Genomic DNA, 16,020 nt, shown 5'->3' with positions numbered 1-16,020 from the left:
TCTCCACCCCGCCTCGCGGCGACGCAGTTACCATTGGCTACGGAGCTTCGGCTTACTCCGACACGGACTTTCACCGTGCTGATGAGGCGCCCTCGCGGGCGCACTGGGAGCGGCCTCTGGCCGCGACGATGGGCTGCCGCCGCTGCCAGAAGCGTCGCGGGAGGGGCGGCGCGCATCACAGCACCTTGGTCACCAATTTCACGCTGGTGTCGTTGGGGTCTGTGGCGATGCGAAAGCCTAGGGACTTCATCAGCGCGAGCATGCGGCTGTTGGCGGAGAGGACTTCTCCTTCCATGATGCGCAGTCCGCGGGCGCGGGCATTGCTCATCAGCGAGCTCATGAGCCTAGCGCCGATGCCGCGGCTGCGGACATGGTCGGCGACGACGATGGCGAACTCGCAGCTGTCGCCGCCGGGACGGGTCATGTAGCGGGCCACGCCCACCTGCTCTTCACGCCCGTTGTCCTGCATCACGCCGATGAGTGCCATCTCGCGGTCGTAGTCGATCTGCGTGAACCGGACCAACATCTCCGGCGAAAGCTCTTTGATGGCCTGCATGAAGCGGAAGTACTTGGTCTGCTCCGACAGCCCACGGACGAAGTTCTGCTCCATTTCGGCGTCTTCCGGGCGGATGGGCCGGATGGTGAGGTCCGAGCCGTCCGGCAGCGGCACGCGCTCCATGAGATGCGCCGGATAGGGGTGGATGGCCATGTGGCCGTACAGCGACTGTTGCGGCGGCCGGTAGTCGACGTGGATGCGCGCATCCACGGCAATGACCTCCAGATCATTGCCGATGAGCGGGTTCACCTCCATGGCTATGATCTCCGGCACCTCGCAGACCATCTCCGACACCCGCTGGAGGATGCGCGCCAGCGCCTGGCGGTTCATGGGCGGCTTGTTGCTGTAGGCGCCCATGAGCCGCGCCACTCGGGTGTGCGCGATCATGGTCTGGATGATGAAGGCGTTGAGCGGCGGCAGGCCCAGGGTCTGATCGAGCATCAGCTCCATGTCCGTGCCACCGGCGCCGAAGCTGATCACGGGCCCGAACACCGGGTCCCGGCAGACGCCCACCATGAGCTCCCGCGCCGCCCGCGCCGGCACCATGTGCTCCACGGTGACGCCTTCGATGTGCGCCTCCGGCCGCAGCCTGGAGGCACGCTCGGTGAGCTCCATGTAGGCGCGGCGAATGGTCTGGGCATCGCTCAGGTTCAAGCGCACGCCGTCCACGTCGGACTTGTGCTCCAGATCCGGCGAGCTGATCTTCACCACCACGGGATAGCCCAGCGCCTGCGCCGCCATCAGGGCCTCGTTGGGGCTGCGGCTCATCACCGCCTGGGTGGTAGGGATCCGAAACGCCGACAGCACGGCCTTGGCCTCGATGGTGCCGAGGGTCTTGCGCCCTTCGGCCATAACGCCTTCGATGATGAGCCGGGCGCCTTCCACGTCCGGTGCGCTCTGCTGGGACAAGGGCCCGGGCGACTGCACCAGCAGCTTCTGGTTGCGCGTGTACTCGGCGAGATAGGACATGGCGTCCACCGCCACCTCGGGCGATTCGAAGTGCGGCACGCCCGCCTCGGAGAAGAGTTGATGCGACTCACTGACACTCGCCTGCCCCATCCAGCTGGTGAGCACGGGCTTGCGCGTGTGCTTGCTGGCGGCGATGACCTGCTCGGCGCTGGCGGTGGGGTCGCCGCAATCGGCCACCGGCGCGAGCAGCACCACCACGCCGTCGACGTTATCGTCCTTCAAGCAGGCGTCCAGGGCGGCGCGGTAGCGCGCCTCGCTGGCGTCGCCGATGACGTCCACCGGGTTGTTGTGCGACCAGTGCCTCGGCAGCGCCTGCTCCAGGGCCGAGCGGGTGGCATCCGTGAACTGGGCGAGCCTCAGGCCGCGCTCCACGGCACGGTCCGCCGCCAAGACCCCGGGTCCGCCGCCGTTGGTGATGATGGCGATGCGGTCCCCGGCGAGCCGGCGACCGGCGTTGAAGGCCTGCGCGGCGGCGAACAACTGCCAGAGCCGCTCCACCTGCACCGCACCGCTACGCTCCATGGCCGCAGAGAACACCTCCGGCGAGCCGACCCAGGCGCCGGTATGCGACAAGGCCGCCCGGGAGCCCGCCGGGCGGCGGCCGCTCTTGACCACCACCACCGGCTTGAGGCGCGCGGCGGCGCGCAGACCGCTCATGAAGCGCCGGGCGTTACGGATGCCTTCGACGTACAGCAGGATGCTCTGGGTCTTGGGGTCCAGGGCCAGATAGTCCAGGACGTCGCCGAAGTCCACATCCGCCGCCGCCCCCAGCGACACCACGGCCGAGAAGCCGAGCCGCCGCGGCCCCGCCCAATCCAGCATGGCGCTACAGACCGCACCGGACTGGGATACCAGCGCGACACGGCCGTCGCGCGCGAGCTCTGGTCCGAACAAGGCATTGAGGCCGTTGGACGGGCGCATCACACCCAGACAGTTCGGCCCCAGCACGCGGATGCGGTTGCGCCGGGCGGCCTCCACCATGCGCTCCTGCAGCACTGCGCCGCGCTCGTCCTTCTCGGCGAAGCCCGCCGAGTGCACCACCGCGGCGCGCACGCCGTAGCCGCCGCACTGGTCCAGGATCTCCGGCACGGCCTCGGCGGGGGTGGCGATCAGGGCCAGGTCGATGTGCTTGTCGAGCGCTGCCAAATTCGCCCAGCAGGGGCGGCCCTGGACCTCGTCGTACTTCGGGTTGATGGCGTAGCACTGGCCCTTGAAGCCCGTCGCCAGCAGGTTGCGGAGCACCATGGCGCCGAGCGCGTCTTCGCGCTCGCTGGCGCCGAAGACGGCCACCGCATCGGGCAGGAACAACTGGTCGACATCGGACAGCCGCATAGAGACTTGCCCTCCCGGGCAGTAAAGGGATTAAGCTTCGGCGACAGATGGGCCGCCCATGCATAGTCAACGCGGCAGCAAAGCCTGGCGACGGCTTGACGACCCGATGTGGCGGACCCATGCGGGCCAAGCAGGGCGGCCGATGCCCGGCACATGCCGGGGGCGGCCGCAACGGCCCGCGCATCCTCTCACAGGTGCCGCAGGTCGGCAGCCGATCCCGGCGCCTGCGCACCGCCTCCACACAGCATGACCACGGGGCCGCCATCATGAACCTCGCCTTCATCTCCCACGAAGACTGCCGGCTGCACCAGATGGGCGCCCATCACGTCGAGGTGCCGGAGCGCCTGCACGCGGTGACCGACCGCCTCATCGCCGCCGGGCTGGAGATGCTGCTGTCGCATTATGACGCGCCCAAAGCGACCCGGGAGCAATTGCTGCGCGTACACAAACCGCAGTATGTGGACGCCGTCTTCGAGGCCGCGCCCACCGCCAAGGATGTGCTGGTCTGGCTGGACGGCGACACGGCGATGAACTACGGCACGCTCAACGCCGCGCTGCGGGCGGCGGGTGCCGCGGCCTATGGTGTGGATCTGGTCATGGGTGAGCGCCATCATGCCGCCTTCTGCGCCGTGCGCCCGCCCGGACACCATGCCGAGCGCCAGGCGGCCATGGGCTTTTGCTTCTTCAACAACGTCGCCGTCGGCGCCGCGCATGCCATGGCCGAGTACGGGCTCGAGCGCATCGCCATCGTCGACTTCGATGTCCACCACGGCAACGGCACCGAGGACATCTTCTCAGGCGACGAGCGGGTGCTCTTCTGCTCCAGCTTTCAGCATCCGTTCTATCCCGGCACGGGCGCCGACAGCCAGGCGCCGAACGTGCTCAATGTGCCGCTGCCGGCACGCACCGACGGCACCGCCTTCCGCAGCGCCGTGGAGATGCATTGGCTGCCCAGGTTGGAGGCCTTCGCGCCGCAGCTGGTGATGATCTCCGCGGGCTTCGACGGCCATGCCGAGGACGACATGGCCCACTTCAATCTGCGCGAGCCGGATTACGCCTGGGTCACCAAACAGCTGCACGACCTTGCCGAGCGCCATGCCGGCGGGCGCATCGTCTCCTGTCTGGAGGGGGGCTACAGCCTCTCCGCCCTCGGGCGCAGCGTGGGCGTGCACCTGGATGAGCTCATCGGGCGCGGCTGACGCGCGCGGGCGGGCGCCGCAGCCGCCAGGCGGCGCCCGCGGCTCAGTCGCCCGCTAACCGCTTCTCCAAAAACAGGTATTGCGCCGGCTCTCCTGCGCTCTGCCCGGCGCCGAAGCCGAGGCGGCGATAGAGCGCCATGGCAGCCGCGTTGTCCTCGCGCACTTCCAGGGTGACCTTGCAATGGCCCTGTGCGCGGGCCGCTGCCACCACCTCGTCCAGCAGCCGGCGGCCAATGCCCCGCCCGCGCCAGCTGGGGGCGACCGCGAGGTCATGCACATTGGTCAGCGGCCGTGCGCGGAAGGTCGAGAAGCCGGTGAAGCAGACCGCCACGCCCACCGGCGTGCGCCCGGCGCGCGCCAGCAGCACCAGGGCGCCGGGGAGCTCGCTCAGGGCCGGCGCCAGGCGGGCCCGTACGGCTGCCGGCAAGGGGGCGTTACCACCCATGGGATCAGCGGCATAGCCGTTCAGCAGTGCGACCATGTCCGCGGCGTCCTGCGGGTCCGTCAGGTCGGCACGATGGATGTCGATACGCTGTGCAGGCACGTGCAACACTCACTAAAAGCCGGCGGGCGCTGCCCGCCATGCGATGGCGGCTCTTCCGATGGCGGCTCCTGCGATGGCGGTTTTAGGGCCGCGCCAGGTTGGCAACCTCAGGCTCGGGCCTTGGGATGGCCGCATTTCAAGTGCGATATCGCAATCTAAGACAATCCCCTTAGTCTTTTTGGGCAACCCACGTATCCGAGATTAGGTACTTCTTGTGTTCTGCGCCGCGCCGCGGACGTCCAGACTGTGTGCACGAGGTGCGCACATGGCGCAACGACAACCTGGATGCCTGCCGTGCGCTTACCGCTATTGTGTCTGTTGTTGATCCCCTGTGTCGCGCCCGCATCGCTGGTGACACTGTACGACAGCGCGCAGGGGAGGCTGCCGCAGGCGCAGGACTGGCTCGACTATGCCGCCACGGACGGCATTGACGCGTTACTGACAGGCGGGCGCACAAGCGTCGACACGACGGGCGAGACCGCAGCCAACGCCGGCTTCTCCACCCACAGCTTCACGACCAACGGCTCCTCGGCGTCTTGGACACCCAAGAATGGGCACCTGCCGGCGCTGGACGCGCGGGAAACCATTGGGCTCTCCTTCGAGCTGCGGCTGTTGGAGGAATCGCGTGACGTCGACATCGACAGCCGTGCGGGATTCACGCTGGTCCTGCTGGACCAGTTCCTCAACGGCATCGAGATCAATTTCTGGAGCGATGTCATTTGGGCCCAGGGCAGCAACCACGCCGACCCCGCTGAGCAGGCGGATTTCCAGACCGACCAGGCGCTGACCAGGTACGAGGTCGGCATCTTTGCGGGCGGCTATGATGTGTGGGCGAATGGTACCCACCTGCTCGGGGGGCCCTTGCGCCGGTTCGACGCGGACGCGCTGCTGCCGGGCCTGCATGGCACGCCCGGCATGATCTATCTCGGCGATGCCTCCGCTGACGCAGCCTCCAAGTATCTGCTTGGCGACGTCAAGCTTTCGCCGCGTCTTTTGCAGTCCCAGCCCCCGCCCCATGCGAATCCGACGCCGGCGACACTGGCGCTGTTGCTCACCGGGCTGATCTCGGCCGTGCTCGCTAACGGCTTTCGCCGCCATCGCCCGGGCCGCTGACCCACCGCGCAGCGCAGGCGCCAAGCGCTCGCCTTGGGTCCCCGCCCCGGGGACCCGACTTCCCCACGGCCGAGTCAACATCACCAACACCCCTGTGCCCGGCGCGCCCGGTGCCGGCCGACATCCTGCGCGGGCGTCGGCCGAGCCGCGCCGTCGTCGGCCCAACGCAACGCCAAGCCGGATGTGAGCTTCCATGCCCTCACCTGCGCCCAAGACCGCGCTCGTCTGGCTGCGCCGTGATCTGCGGCTCGCCGACAACCCGGCACTGACCCATGCCCTTGCGCGCTGCGAGCGGGTGGTGCCCGTCTACATCCACGCCCCGGATGAGGAGGCGCCCTGGCAGGCGGGGGGCGCCGCGCGATGGTGGCAGCATCACAGCCTGACCGCGCTGGCCGCCGACCTCGCCGCGGCCGGCTCGGCGCTGGTGGTGGCCCGCGGCGAGTCGCTGCCCACCCTGCGCCGGCTCATCCAGGCCACCGGCGCCGGCGAGTGCCACTGGAACCGCCTCTATGAGCCCGCAGGCATCCAGCGCGACACCGCCGTCAAACAGGCCCTGCGCGCCGACGGCGTCCATTGCGAGAGCCACAACGCGGCCATGCTGTTCGAGCCCTGGACGCTCAAGACCGGCGCGGGAGCGCCCTATCGGGTGTTCAGCCCCTACTGGCGGCGCTGTGTGCCCCAGCTCGCCGAGGTACCGGCACCCTGCCCGCCCCCGGCCCATCTGCCGCCGCTGCCGAGCGGCCTGGACAACCTGCCCATCGAAGACTTGGGGCTGCTGCCGCGCATCCGTTGGGACCAGGGCCTCGCCGGCACCTGGCAGCCCGGCACCGCAGGCGCCGAGGCCCGGCTGCACGCCTTTCTGGATACCGCCGTACGGGACTATACCGACGGCCGCGAGCGGCCCGCCGAGGCCGGCACCTCCGGCCTGTCGCCGCATCTGCATTGGGGCGAGCTCGGGCCGCGGCAGGTCCTGGCGGCCGTGCGCGAGGCGTGCGGCGACGTCACTGCGGACGGTGCCGGTCACTTCGTGCGCGAGCTCGGCTGGCGCGAGTTCAGCATGCAGATGCTGTTTCACTTCCCGCACACGCCGTTGCAGCCCCTGGATCCCAAGTTTGCGGGCTTCCCCTGGCGCGCCGACGACGGCACCCTGCTCAGGGCCTGGCAGTGCGGGCGCACCGGCATCCCCATCGTCGACGCCGGCATGCGCCAGCTCTGGCACAGTGGCTGGATGCACAACCGCGTGCGGATGGTGGTGGCCTCTTTCCTGACCAAGAACCTGCGTTTGCCCTGGCAACAAGGAGCGCACTGGTTCTGGGACACCTTGGTGGACGCGGATCTTGCCAGCAACACCCAGGGCTGGCAGTGGGCCGCCGGCAGCGGTGCCGACGCGGCGCCCTATTTCCGCATCTTCAACCCGGTGCGCCAGGGCGAGCGCTTCGATGCCGACGGTGCCTATGTGCGCCGCTGGTGCCCGGAGCTGGCTGCGCTGCCGAACAAGCTGATCCACCAGCCCTGGGGCGCGAAGCCGGCGGAGCTGGCTGCGCTGGGCATCCGCCTCGGCCGCGACTACCCGGCGCCCGTGGTGGACTTGCAGACCTCGCGGGAGGAGGCCCTCGCGGCCTTCGAGCAGATCAAACAGCAGGACTGAAAGCCGGCGGGCGTTGATGGCGCACATCGCCCGCACCCCCTGCCTCGCGTTACCCTGTACGCGATCAGGGTGCGCGATCACGGCAAGCTCGGGGTGCCGATGAAGCATCCACCCGGCACGGCTTCGGGTGCCGTCGCAAGACGCCGCAGAAGCCCGTGCTCGCAGAGCGCTGCACCCGTGCAGTCTCCCCGGCGCTGAATGCACAGAGTCGTAACCGGCAGAGCTGACACCATGGCCCAGCAAGTCCTCAAGGTCCCGCCCACCAAAAACACGCTGCTGACGCTGAAGAAGCAGGTCAAATTCCTCGAAGAAGGCCATGATCTGCTGGAGCGCAAGCGCGAGCTGCTGACGCGGCTGGTGTACGAGCGCATTGGCGAGTACCGCCGCCTGCGGGAGGAGAGCCAGCACGCGCTGGAAGACGCCTATCGCTGCCTGGGCATCACGCATCTGCGCATGGGCAGCCGGGGCATGCACCAGGCGGCCCTGGGTGCGCCGCCGGCACTGAGCGTGGAGATCCTGCCGCGGCGCTCGCTGGGGGTGGAGTACCCTGCCGTCACCGCCAAGCGCCAGCCCATCGAGCCCGTGGGCCTGCTCGGCAGCGATGCCAGCTTCGACAACACCCGCGAGCGCCTCGCCGACGCGGCTGTGGTGCTCGCCCAGCTGGGCGAGGTCGAAATCGCCCTGCACCGGCTCATGGAGGAGCAGCGCAAGGCGCAAAAGCGCGTCAACGCACTCAAGTACAACATCATCCCGCTGTATCAGCGCAGCATCCACTTCATCCAGTCTGCGCTGGAAGAAGAAGAGCGCAACACCCTGTTCCAGGTGAAGGTGCTCCGGGAGCGGCAGGAGCAGCAGGCCGCGGGCTGAGCGCCTGCCCGCGGCTTGATGCCGGGCGCGAGCGCCGTCATTGCACAAGCCTCGGCGCCGGCCCGCCGGCGCCCGTGATCAACCCACCCGGAGGATGCAGCCCATGGACTCCAGCTCTCTCAAAGGCATCGAATTCCTGGTCATCATCGGCGCCGTCGCCTGGTTCTACGTCTCCCAGCAACAGAAGCTGAAAAAGCTCAAAGCGGAGCGGGAGGCCAAAGACAAGACCGCCGAGACCAACGCGACCAAGGTCGAGGCCGAGGAGAAGTAGCGCGCCCGCCCAAGGCATACCTGCGCGCGGTGCCACTGAGCCGGCCGGCGGGTCGCCAGCGCTCCGACTGGGGCCGCCGACATCCTGCCGGCTGGTGGGACACTCGGCGGGATGCCGAGCAAAGCAAACCAAGGGCAGGCCGATTTATCCCCGTTGCCTCAGGGCGCATGATCGGCAAAGCTGGCTTGCTTTCAGGGACTACACCATGACCAAGCGCGCGCACCATCTGATCATCGGCCTCGTCATCCTCTTCGCCGGGCTCATGCTTTGGCTCACGCCGCCACCGCTGAACACGCCGGCCCCGCCGGTACCGCGGCTGGCTGATCCCGACAGCAGGGAAATCCGCGCGCGCTCCCCACTGGACCTGCTGGAGTGGGGCCGCGACCCGACGCCGCTCTTTCTGGTGAGCGTACCCGAGGACGTCCTGCCGAACGGCTTGGCGCTCAGCATGGTGCCCTTCTTCGTGGACTGGGAGCGCAGTCTGCTGGACGGGCCCTTTGCACAGGTGCGGCTGCGCAATGTCTCCGTCGGCGGCAACCCTACCGCCGGGGAGAATCTCCTCGGGACCGTGCAGATCCCCCTGCGCGGTGTCACGGACGTTCAGTGGTGTCTGACGCCGGATCGCAATGCCAAAGGCAAGGACACGGCCATGGGACACGCGCAGCTGCGCTTCGTCTTCGCCGAGGATGCGCAGCCCGTGGTGCTGGGCCGCGACGGCCGGCCCCAGCGCCTGCTGCGGCCGCTGGACGATCTGGTGCTGAGCTGGGAGGCTTGGCGGCCGCCGCGCACCCGTTACGACCCCATTGCCGGCATGGACCCCGAGACCTATGCGCTGACGGCGCGAGCCTACAGCGGGCGCACCCGCTGGCTGGGCGATGCGCTGCGCGGCAACCCCTGGCGCTGCTACCCGCTGCGGCTGCCGGCAACCGGGGATGCGGCGGCGACGGTGTTGATGACGGGACTGCTGATGGGCGATGCCCTGGCCCGCCGGACCGTCGCCGCTATGGTCGAGCGCGGGGACCTGGAGCTGCCGGGGGCCGAGGCATTGACGGACTTCACGCCTGCCGACAAGGACGCGGTCGTCGCCGCCTTTTCCACCTCGGCGCTCCCGGATGATCCCCTCACCCACCTGATGGGGGAGGCCGAGCTCTCCTACCAGCTGCTGGAGCGCTCCTGCATCACCTATTCCCTCGGCGTCATCCAGCTCGCGCTGCTGCGCCTGCACGCGGCGCACGACTTGGGTCCGGCCCCCAGGCTGGACATCGTTCCGCGTGATCTCCCGCCCTGGGTGGCGGACCTCGCGACGGCGGAGACCGGCGAGCTGCTGGGCTATCTGCCGGGCGCACTACTCTTTCTGGCGCGCAACGGCCAGGTGATCCCGGGCAACGCCTACCGCATACTCGACGACGCCGGCCTGCTGCACGAACAGGATGGCCTACCCCTGGTGTACGAGTACTTCTTCGACGAGCGCACGCCCTATGGCGACCTGCGCGACAACCTGATGTAGCCGCCGGTCAGCCACCCCCGACGCCGGCTGACACGACACCGGCGCTGCGCCGCGCAATGCGCTGGCCTCGCGCGTGCAATCCGCGCACAGCGGCGTCTGCTGCCCCGCCCTCAGCGCAACCGCCTGATCGGCCGCCGGCAGCAGCGGCACGACGGCGCTCGGCGTGTAGGACGCCACCTCCCAAGCCGAGACCGCGCTGGCGGCCCCGAGCAGGGCTGCGCAGACTGCGCCGCGAAGGACTCGTTTCATGCCATTTACCTCATTCTGGAACCAGCCTTGCGCCAGGGACGATGACCGGCCCGCTCCGGTCACCGGCATCGGCGGATGCCGCCCGGGCGTGCACGCCACATCGCCACCCGCGGTCGCCGCAGACAGGACTCGCGGCTTCGCATGCCGGAGCATTGGCACGGCGGCGCTCGTCTCAAACGACTTTCCCTGCGCCAACGCTCGGATTTTGCGAATCAATAAACGCTCCTTAATGACAATGACCCGGCATTGGCAATGATTCCCTGCTGATTCCAAAAACTATTTGCGCTCTGCTTTGTGAGTCCTTATCTTCGGTGACGAGTGCCGGGCGACCGGCACCGGAATGGCTGGCGCTTCACCGGTGCGCGACTGCCTGGATGTATCCCTTTACTCAGGAGCCGGGGCCCTTCTGGCCTCATAACCTGATTCCGATGATCTCGACTTCAGAGGAGTGACAACGTGGACGCGCTGTTGGAATTTTTGACGCGCTTCGTCTCGCAGTTGCAGTCGCCGACACTCGGGTTTCTGCTCGGCGGTATGATCATTGCCGCCCTGGGCAGTCGGCTCGAGATTCCCGATGCCATCTACAAGTTCATCGTTTTCATGCTGCTCATGAAGGTCGGTCTCAAAGGCGGCATGAAGATCCGTGAAGCCGAGCTGAGTGAGATGCTGCTGCCGGCGATTTTCGCATTGGCCATGGGGATGCTCATCGTTTTCATCGGGCGCTATACGCTGGCGATGTTGCCCAATGTCAAAACGGAGGACGGCATCGCCACCGCCGGGCTGTTCGGCGCCGTCAGCGGCTCGACGCTGGCGGCAGCGCTGGCGGTGCTCGAATCCGAGAACATCGCCTACGAGGCATGGTCCGTCGCCCTCTATCCCTTCATGGACATTCCAGCGCTGGTGACCGCCATCGTGCTGGCGAGTCTCTATCTCAACAAGAAAAGGGGCAATGGCGGTGAATCGGTGAAAATCTGGCCCATTGTCAAGGAGAGCTTGCAGGGCTCAGCCCTGTCGGCGCTGCTGCTTGGCATTGCCCTGGGGCTGATCACGCAGCCGGCACCCGTTTACGACAGCTTCTTCGAGCCGCTCTTCCGCGGTCTGTTGTCGGTGCTGATGCTGGTGATGGGGATGGAGGCCTGGGCCCGACTCAACGAGCTGCGCAAGGTAGCCCATTGGTATGCGGTGTATGCATTCGTCGCGCCCCTCACCCACGGACTGATCGCCTTCGGGCTGGGGTGGATCGCGCACGTCACTACCGGCTTTAGCCCCGGCGGCGTCGTGGTCCTGGCCGTGATCGCGGGCTCCAGCTCCGACATCTCGGGCCCGCCGACCCTGCGCGCAGGCATACCCTCGGCCAACCCCTCTGCCTACGTGGGCTCATCCACCGCCGTGGGCACACCCGTGGCCATAGCGCTGGGTATCCCAATCTATATCGGCCTCGCGCAGGCCCTCATGGGGGGCTGATCAGGGAGCCCTGAGCACGCGCGCGGCGTGCGCATCGCCGGGCTGCTGCGCGCATTCCAACCGCAACAAACAACCGAAAGCCCGTATCTGCCGTCGGCAGGTACGGGCTTTTGCGTTGGGGGCCGGGTGGACTTCGCTTTCGCTCGTCCACCCTACTCCTTGCGCGATCAGCCCAGGAAGAACAGTTTGTCGCGGCAGGGATACCGCTCCCACGCTGGCACACCGCTCGGCGTCTTGCGCAACGCGCACGAGAGATGGGGGGCCAAAAAAAACCGGGCGCAGGGCCCGGCTCGGATCATCGTGGCAAATCGCGTGGGCTCAGAACTTGTGCGCCCGCAGCACCTCGGCTTCGTGGATATAGGTGATGCCCGAATAGTTGTCGAAGAATTTCTTGGCGACCTCATCCGAGATCTTCAATGCCAGTTCGCGACTGGCGGTGAGGACTTCGATCTTGACGTTGGAGAAGGTGTCGGAGACCGCTGGCTGCCCGGATGAGCGCACATTGCGGCTGCCTTTACCGCCGGCTGCCACCACGGTATAGCCGGTGGCACCGGCGGCGTCGATGATCTTCGCGATCTCTTTCAGCAGCAATTTCTCGGTGACGATCACGAGCTTGCTGGCCTGTTGGGTCATGCTGATTGCCTCTTGCTGCGTTTACCCTGCGGCCGTCGAATGAGCGGCGCGCCGTCGAGTGAAAGCTAGCCCTGCGCCCGGCAGGCGTCAAGCGCAGGATAATCGACATTCATTGTGGAGACGTCGATATTCATTGCGCTTGCCACGGGCCGCCAATAACGAGCAGCCTACGCGACTGCCGGGGCAATGCTGGCTCATTGGGTCCTCCCGTGCCGGCCCGCACAGCCCGCCATTGGCAACAGCTCCCAAGCGGCTGACAATGACGGCGCTGGCGGGGCAAGGCCAACAAGCGGCGTCTGCCCAAGTCATCCCGCGTCTGTTTGCTCCGGTGCCGGGCGAATCAACGACGGATCATATTGCGCCGGCGCCGCATAACCCAGCAGGTTGAGCACCGTCGAAGCAATATTGGCGAGTCCGGGTCGGGCCAGATCGCGACGCACGGCATAGCCCGGGGGCTGGCGCTCGTCGACGATAACGAAGGGCACCAGATTCAGGGTGTGACTGGTCTTGGCAATGGGGTTGCCGTCGGCGTCTTGCTTGAACGCCGCGCTCTTGGCGCTCCATTGCAGCATCTCCTCGGCATTACCGTGATCGGCGGTGACCACTAGCACCCCGGCGCTGCTGCGCACGGCATCGTGGATGCGGGTGATGGCGGCGTCCACCGCCTCCACGGCCTTGACGGCTGCGGGCAAACTGCCTGTGTGGCCCACCATATCGCCGTTGGCAAAGTTGACGACGATGAATCGATACTCGCCGGAATCGACGGCGGCGATGACGTCGTCCGCGACTTCGGCGGCCTTCATCTCGGGGTGCTCGTCCGGCTCCAAGCCGCCGGAGCTCACCTCGTGGACCTTGGCCCGGGCGAAGGGCCTGGACCGCATTCCGAAGAGGTAGTAGGTCACATGGCCGAATTTCGAGCTTTCGGCGACGTGGTAGCTGGGTACGCCGGCATCGCTGAGCAGCTCGACCATGGTGTTGCCGATGGCAGGCGGCACCAACAGACAGTGCCGCGGCAGGCCCAGATCTCCGTCGTACTGGAGCATACCGACGAAGAGGACGTCGGGCCGGCGTCCGCGCTCGAAGAAATCGAAGTGCTCGTGCTCGAACGCCGCCGACAGCTCGATGGCACGATCACCACGGAAGTTGAACAGCAGCACGGCATCCCCGTCCTCGATGGCGCCCACCGGCGTGCCCGCGGCATCCGCCACGACGAAGGGCGGGATCTGCTGATCCGAGGCCACTTTGTTCGCATAGGCTCGCTCCACGGCAGCGCGGGCGCTCGGCACCTGGAGCCCCACGCCGTGCACATGCGCGTTCCAGCCCGCTTCCACGACGTCCGGGCGCTCCCAATAGCGGTCCATGGTGGTGCGCATACGCCCGCCGCCAGAGGCGATGCGGTAATCGCGATCGGCACCGCTGGAGAGCTCGGCGAGCAGCGTCTCGAGCCGGTCCAGGTAGCGCAGCGCCGAATGCGGCTCCACATCGCGGCCGTCCAGTAGCGGATGGACCCGCACCCGGGCAATGCCGGCGGCGTCCGCCTGGCGCAGCAGCGCGAACAGATGATCGATGTGGGAGTGCACGTTGCCGTCCGACAGCAGCCCGATCAGGTGCAGAGTGCCGGCCTCGGAGCCGGTGCATTTGTCTACGACCTGCTGCCAGGTCGCGCCGCCGAACAGCGTGCCGTCCGCGATAGCCTTTTGCACCAGCGAGGCGCCCTGGGGCAGCACCCGGCCGGCGCCCAGAATGGTATGACCCACCTCGGAATTGCCCATGTCCTTGTCCGTGGGCAGCCCAACGGCGGTGCCATGCGCGGCGAGCTGAAGGGACGCGTTCTCCCGCCATAGCCGCCGCAGTGTCGGGATATCGGCCTGAGAGACGGCGTTGCCGTCGTTCGGAGGGGCCAGACCGATGCCATCCATGATCACCAAGACGACCGGTCCGGCCGGTGGTGTGTAGCGCTCTTGCCAGAGACCGAGCTCGGTAGACATTGAGAAGGCTCCTTACCGGATGAAAGGTTATTAATCTCCGCCATTCTATCGCCGTTGCGGCTCGTCTATGCGATGCTGCGGCATCGATTGGAGCAGCCCCGACAGCGGTCGCCGGGCAGCGGCGTCCAGCCCCAGCCCCAATCCAGTCCAGCCCCAGCCCAGCCCAGCCCAGCCGCGGAGAATCACTGTGACGCTCAATTCCCATCAGGTGTCTGTCGCCTTGGTCCAGGCAGACCCCGACGCGGCCCTGCCGAGTCCGTTCACGGCGAGCATTTCCGGTGTTGCAGACCTGGCGGTGGCGACGGCCACCGAGCTCTGCTTCGCCGAGCGCGCGGAACAAGCCGGGGCGGTCGCCGCCAGCGCCGCAATTGTCGTGATCGTGCCGCTGGATTTCCCACAACTGGCCGGCAAAGTGCTGGTGCGCAGCGCCGAGCCCAGGCAGGTGTTCTTCACCATGGCGGAACGGTTCTTACCGCCGCAACCCCCGCCCGGCATTCACCCGGCGGCCCACGTGGACCCCGCCGCGGCCCTCGGCAAGGGTGTCAGCGTCGGCGCCGGCGCGGCCATCGGCGCTGGTGCAGTCATCGGTGACCGCGCCGTCATCGGTGGCGGGGTCCAGATCGGTGCCGACGTACAGATCGGTGAGGATTGCCTGATTGAGCCCAATGTCACCATCCTGCGCGGCAGCCGCATCGGCGACCGCTGTGCACTGCGTGCTGGGGCCGTCATCGGCAGCGACGGCTTCGGCTTCGCCTGGGACGGCCGGCGTCACCGCAAGATCCCACAGCTGGGCCGTGTGGTGTTGGAGGACGACGTGGACATCGGCTGCAACAGCTGTGTCGACCGCGCCACCCTCGGCGAGACCCGGGTGCGCCGCGGCACCAAAGTGGACAACCTGGTGCAGATCGCCCATAACACGGATATCGGTGAGCACGTGATCCTGGTGAGCCAATCGGGGGTCGCCGGCAGCAGCCGCCTGGGCACTGGTGCGATCATCGCGGGCCAGGTGGCGGTGTCGGATCACGTGACGGTGGGCGCCGGTGTACGCGTCGGCGGCCAGTCGGGCGTCACCAAGGACGTGCCCGCCGGCGCCACCGTGTTCGGCACCCCGGCACGAGCCATGAAGCAGACCCTGCGCGAGCTCGGGGCGCTGGCCCAGCTGCCGGAGCTGCTGCGCCGCGTCAAGCGCCAGGAACAGGCATTGACGGCGCTAAACCGGCGCTTGGCGGTCGCTGACGAGGAGACCTGAGGCGGGGCGCCGGACGCCGGCAGTCCAGGGCGCCTTGCGGCCTGCGCGGATCTCTTGGGATTGCAGCCAGTGCCCGCGTGCCGCGAGCCGCGCTCACCAGGGGCGGTAGGTGAGACCGGGGATGCTGCGCTCGTCGAAGGTCGGGGGGAGCGTGCGCACCAATTCTTCCAGCTCGGCCCGGGTCACATAGCGCCCGAAGGAGGCCTTGGCGGCGTCGATGGGAACCTCGACGTAATAGCGGTTCTGCTCGGGCTCCGGTAGGACTTGGAGCGTGGTGTCTTCGGCGTCCAGGATACCGAGGTAATCGTCCTCCGATTGCAGGCGGTCGAGCATTTGCTCGCAAATGGCCTTTGGGGTCATCGCAACGGCGCTGGTGGAGGACACGCACTCGCCGGAGCGGTTGATCAGATAGAAGACACGAAATTGCATGG

General features: G+C 67.6%; 13 protein-coding genes. 8 read left to right on the top strand and 5 right to left on the bottom strand.

Annotated elements, in window-relative coordinates; translation table 11 throughout:
* Positions 1 to 175: 175 nt before the first annotated feature.
* On the bottom strand, positions 176 to 2,857 hold the full coding sequence (locus tag CKO31_RS19085; protein ID WP_200240545.1) for a bifunctional acetate--CoA ligase family protein/GNAT family N-acetyltransferase: 2,682 nt from the start codon (positions 2,855 to 2,857) through the stop codon (positions 176 to 178).
* Between the two features lie 266 nt (positions 2,858 to 3,123).
* Here CKO31_RS19085 and CKO31_RS19080 point away from each other — a divergent pair, with 266 nt between their 5' ends.
* Entirely contained in the window at positions 3,124 to 4,056 is a 933-nt protein-coding gene (locus CKO31_RS19080; RefSeq protein WP_200240549.1) for a histone deacetylase family protein, read from the top strand.
* Between the two features lie 43 nt (positions 4,057 to 4,099).
* Here the strand turns inward: CKO31_RS19080 and CKO31_RS19075 are convergent, their stop codons facing one another.
* Positions 4,100 to 4,600, bottom strand: a complete 501-nt coding sequence (locus tag CKO31_RS19075) for a GNAT family N-acetyltransferase (RefSeq protein WP_200240543.1) — start codon at positions 4,598 to 4,600, stop codon at positions 4,100 to 4,102.
* 285 nt (positions 4,601 to 4,885) lie between these two features.
* Here CKO31_RS19075 and CKO31_RS19070 point away from each other — a divergent pair, with 285 nt between their 5' ends.
* From CKO31_RS19070 to CKO31_RS19045, 6 genes are all read left to right on the top strand, one after another.
* Positions 4,886 to 5,713, top strand: coding sequence for a choice-of-anchor Y domain-containing protein (locus tag CKO31_RS19070; protein ID WP_200240542.1), 828 nt, complete (start codon positions 4,886 to 4,888; stop codon positions 5,711 to 5,713).
* Positions 5,714 to 5,906: 193 nt separating this feature from the next.
* Complete coding sequence (locus CKO31_RS19065; protein WP_200240540.1) at positions 5,907 to 7,361, top strand: cryptochrome/photolyase family protein; 1,455 nt, start codon at positions 5,907 to 5,909, stop codon at positions 7,359 to 7,361.
* A gap of 231 nt (positions 7,362 to 7,592) precedes the next feature.
* A complete protein-coding gene (locus CKO31_RS19060; RefSeq protein WP_200240539.1) occupies positions 7,593 to 8,228 on the top strand; it encodes a V-type ATP synthase subunit D in 636 nt (211 codons plus the stop codon).
* 103 nt (positions 8,229 to 8,331) lie between these two features.
* Positions 8,332 to 8,499, top strand: coding sequence for a hypothetical protein (locus CKO31_RS19055; protein WP_200240538.1), 168 nt, complete (start codon positions 8,332 to 8,334; stop codon positions 8,497 to 8,499).
* Positions 8,500 to 8,704: 205 nt separating this feature from the next.
* A complete protein-coding gene (locus tag CKO31_RS19050; protein WP_200240537.1) occupies positions 8,705 to 10,006 on the top strand; it encodes a hypothetical protein in 1,302 nt (433 codons plus the stop codon).
* 705 nt (positions 10,007 to 10,711) lie between these two features.
* Entirely contained in the window at positions 10,712 to 11,719 is a 1,008-nt protein-coding gene (locus CKO31_RS19045) for a sodium-dependent bicarbonate transport family permease (RefSeq protein ID WP_200240536.1), read from the top strand.
* Positions 11,720 to 12,037: 318 nt separating this feature from the next.
* On the opposite strand, the gene CKO31_RS19040 is transcribed toward CKO31_RS19045, so the two are convergent.
* Together CKO31_RS19040 and gpmI are read right to left on the bottom strand one after the other, a co-directional pair.
* Positions 12,038 to 12,352 carry a P-II family nitrogen regulator gene (locus CKO31_RS19040; protein ID WP_200240535.1) on the bottom strand — a complete coding sequence of 105 codons (315 nt, stop codon included), beginning with the start codon at positions 12,350 to 12,352 and terminating at the stop codon, positions 12,038 to 12,040.
* Positions 12,353 to 12,657: 305 nt separating this feature from the next.
* The gene (gpmI, locus tag CKO31_RS19035; protein ID WP_200240534.1) at positions 12,658 to 14,340 is read right to left on the bottom strand and encodes a 2,3-bisphosphoglycerate-independent phosphoglycerate mutase; all 1,683 of its coding nucleotides are present in this window, start codon (positions 14,338 to 14,340) and stop codon (positions 12,658 to 12,660) included.
* Between the two features lie 187 nt (positions 14,341 to 14,527).
* On the opposite strand from gpmI, the gene lpxD reads away from it, so the two are divergent.
* Positions 14,528 to 15,589: a UDP-3-O-(3-hydroxymyristoyl)glucosamine N-acyltransferase gene (gene lpxD, locus CKO31_RS19030; RefSeq protein ID WP_322789183.1), complete on the top strand. Its 1,062-nt coding sequence runs from the start codon at positions 14,528 to 14,530 to the stop codon at positions 15,587 to 15,589.
* A 93-nt stretch (positions 15,590 to 15,682) separates the two neighbouring features.
* On the opposite strand, the gene CKO31_RS19025 is transcribed toward lpxD, so the two are convergent.
* Positions 15,683 to 16,018 carry a hypothetical protein gene (locus CKO31_RS19025; protein WP_200240532.1) on the bottom strand — a complete coding sequence of 112 codons (336 nt, stop codon included), beginning with the start codon at positions 16,016 to 16,018 and terminating at the stop codon, positions 15,683 to 15,685.
* Between the last annotated feature and the right edge of the window lie 2 nt (positions 16,019 to 16,020).

Origin of the sequence: Thiohalocapsa halophila (assembly GCF_016583825.1) — a bacterium.
GTDB lineage: Bacteria > Pseudomonadota > Gammaproteobacteria > Chromatiales > Chromatiaceae > Thiohalocapsa > Thiohalocapsa halophila.
This window is presented reverse-complemented; position numbering and strand designations above follow the sequence as displayed.

Coding starts and splice junctions, on each gene's coding strand:
- CKO31_RS19085 (WP_200240545.1), bottom strand. CDS start 2,857: ATGCGGCTGTCCGATGTCGACCAGTTGTTCCTGCCCGATGCGGTGGCC.
- CKO31_RS19080 (WP_200240549.1), top strand. CDS start 3,124: ATGAACCTCGCCTTCATCTCCCACGAAGACTGCCGGCTGCACCAGATG.
- CKO31_RS19070 (WP_200240542.1), top strand. CDS start 4,886: ATGCCTGCCGTGCGCTTACCGCTATTGTGTCTGTTGTTGATCCCCTGT.
- CKO31_RS19065 (WP_200240540.1), top strand. CDS start 5,907: ATGCCCTCACCTGCGCCCAAGACCGCGCTCGTCTGGCTGCGCCGTGAT.
- CKO31_RS19060 (WP_200240539.1), top strand. CDS start 7,593: ATGGCCCAGCAAGTCCTCAAGGTCCCGCCCACCAAAAACACGCTGCTG.
- CKO31_RS19055 (WP_200240538.1), top strand. CDS start 8,332: ATGGACTCCAGCTCTCTCAAAGGCATCGAATTCCTGGTCATCATCGGC.
- CKO31_RS19050 (WP_200240537.1), top strand. CDS start 8,705: ATGACCAAGCGCGCGCACCATCTGATCATCGGCCTCGTCATCCTCTTC.
- CKO31_RS19040 (WP_200240535.1), bottom strand. CDS start 12,352: ATGACCCAACAGGCCAGCAAGCTCGTGATCGTCACCGAGAAATTGCTG.
- gpmI (WP_200240534.1), bottom strand. CDS start 14,340: ATGTCTACCGAGCTCGGTCTCTGGCAAGAGCGCTACACACCACCGGCC.
- CKO31_RS19025 (WP_200240532.1), bottom strand. CDS start 16,018: ATGCAATTTCGTGTCTTCTATCTGATCAACCGCTCCGGCGAGTGCGTG.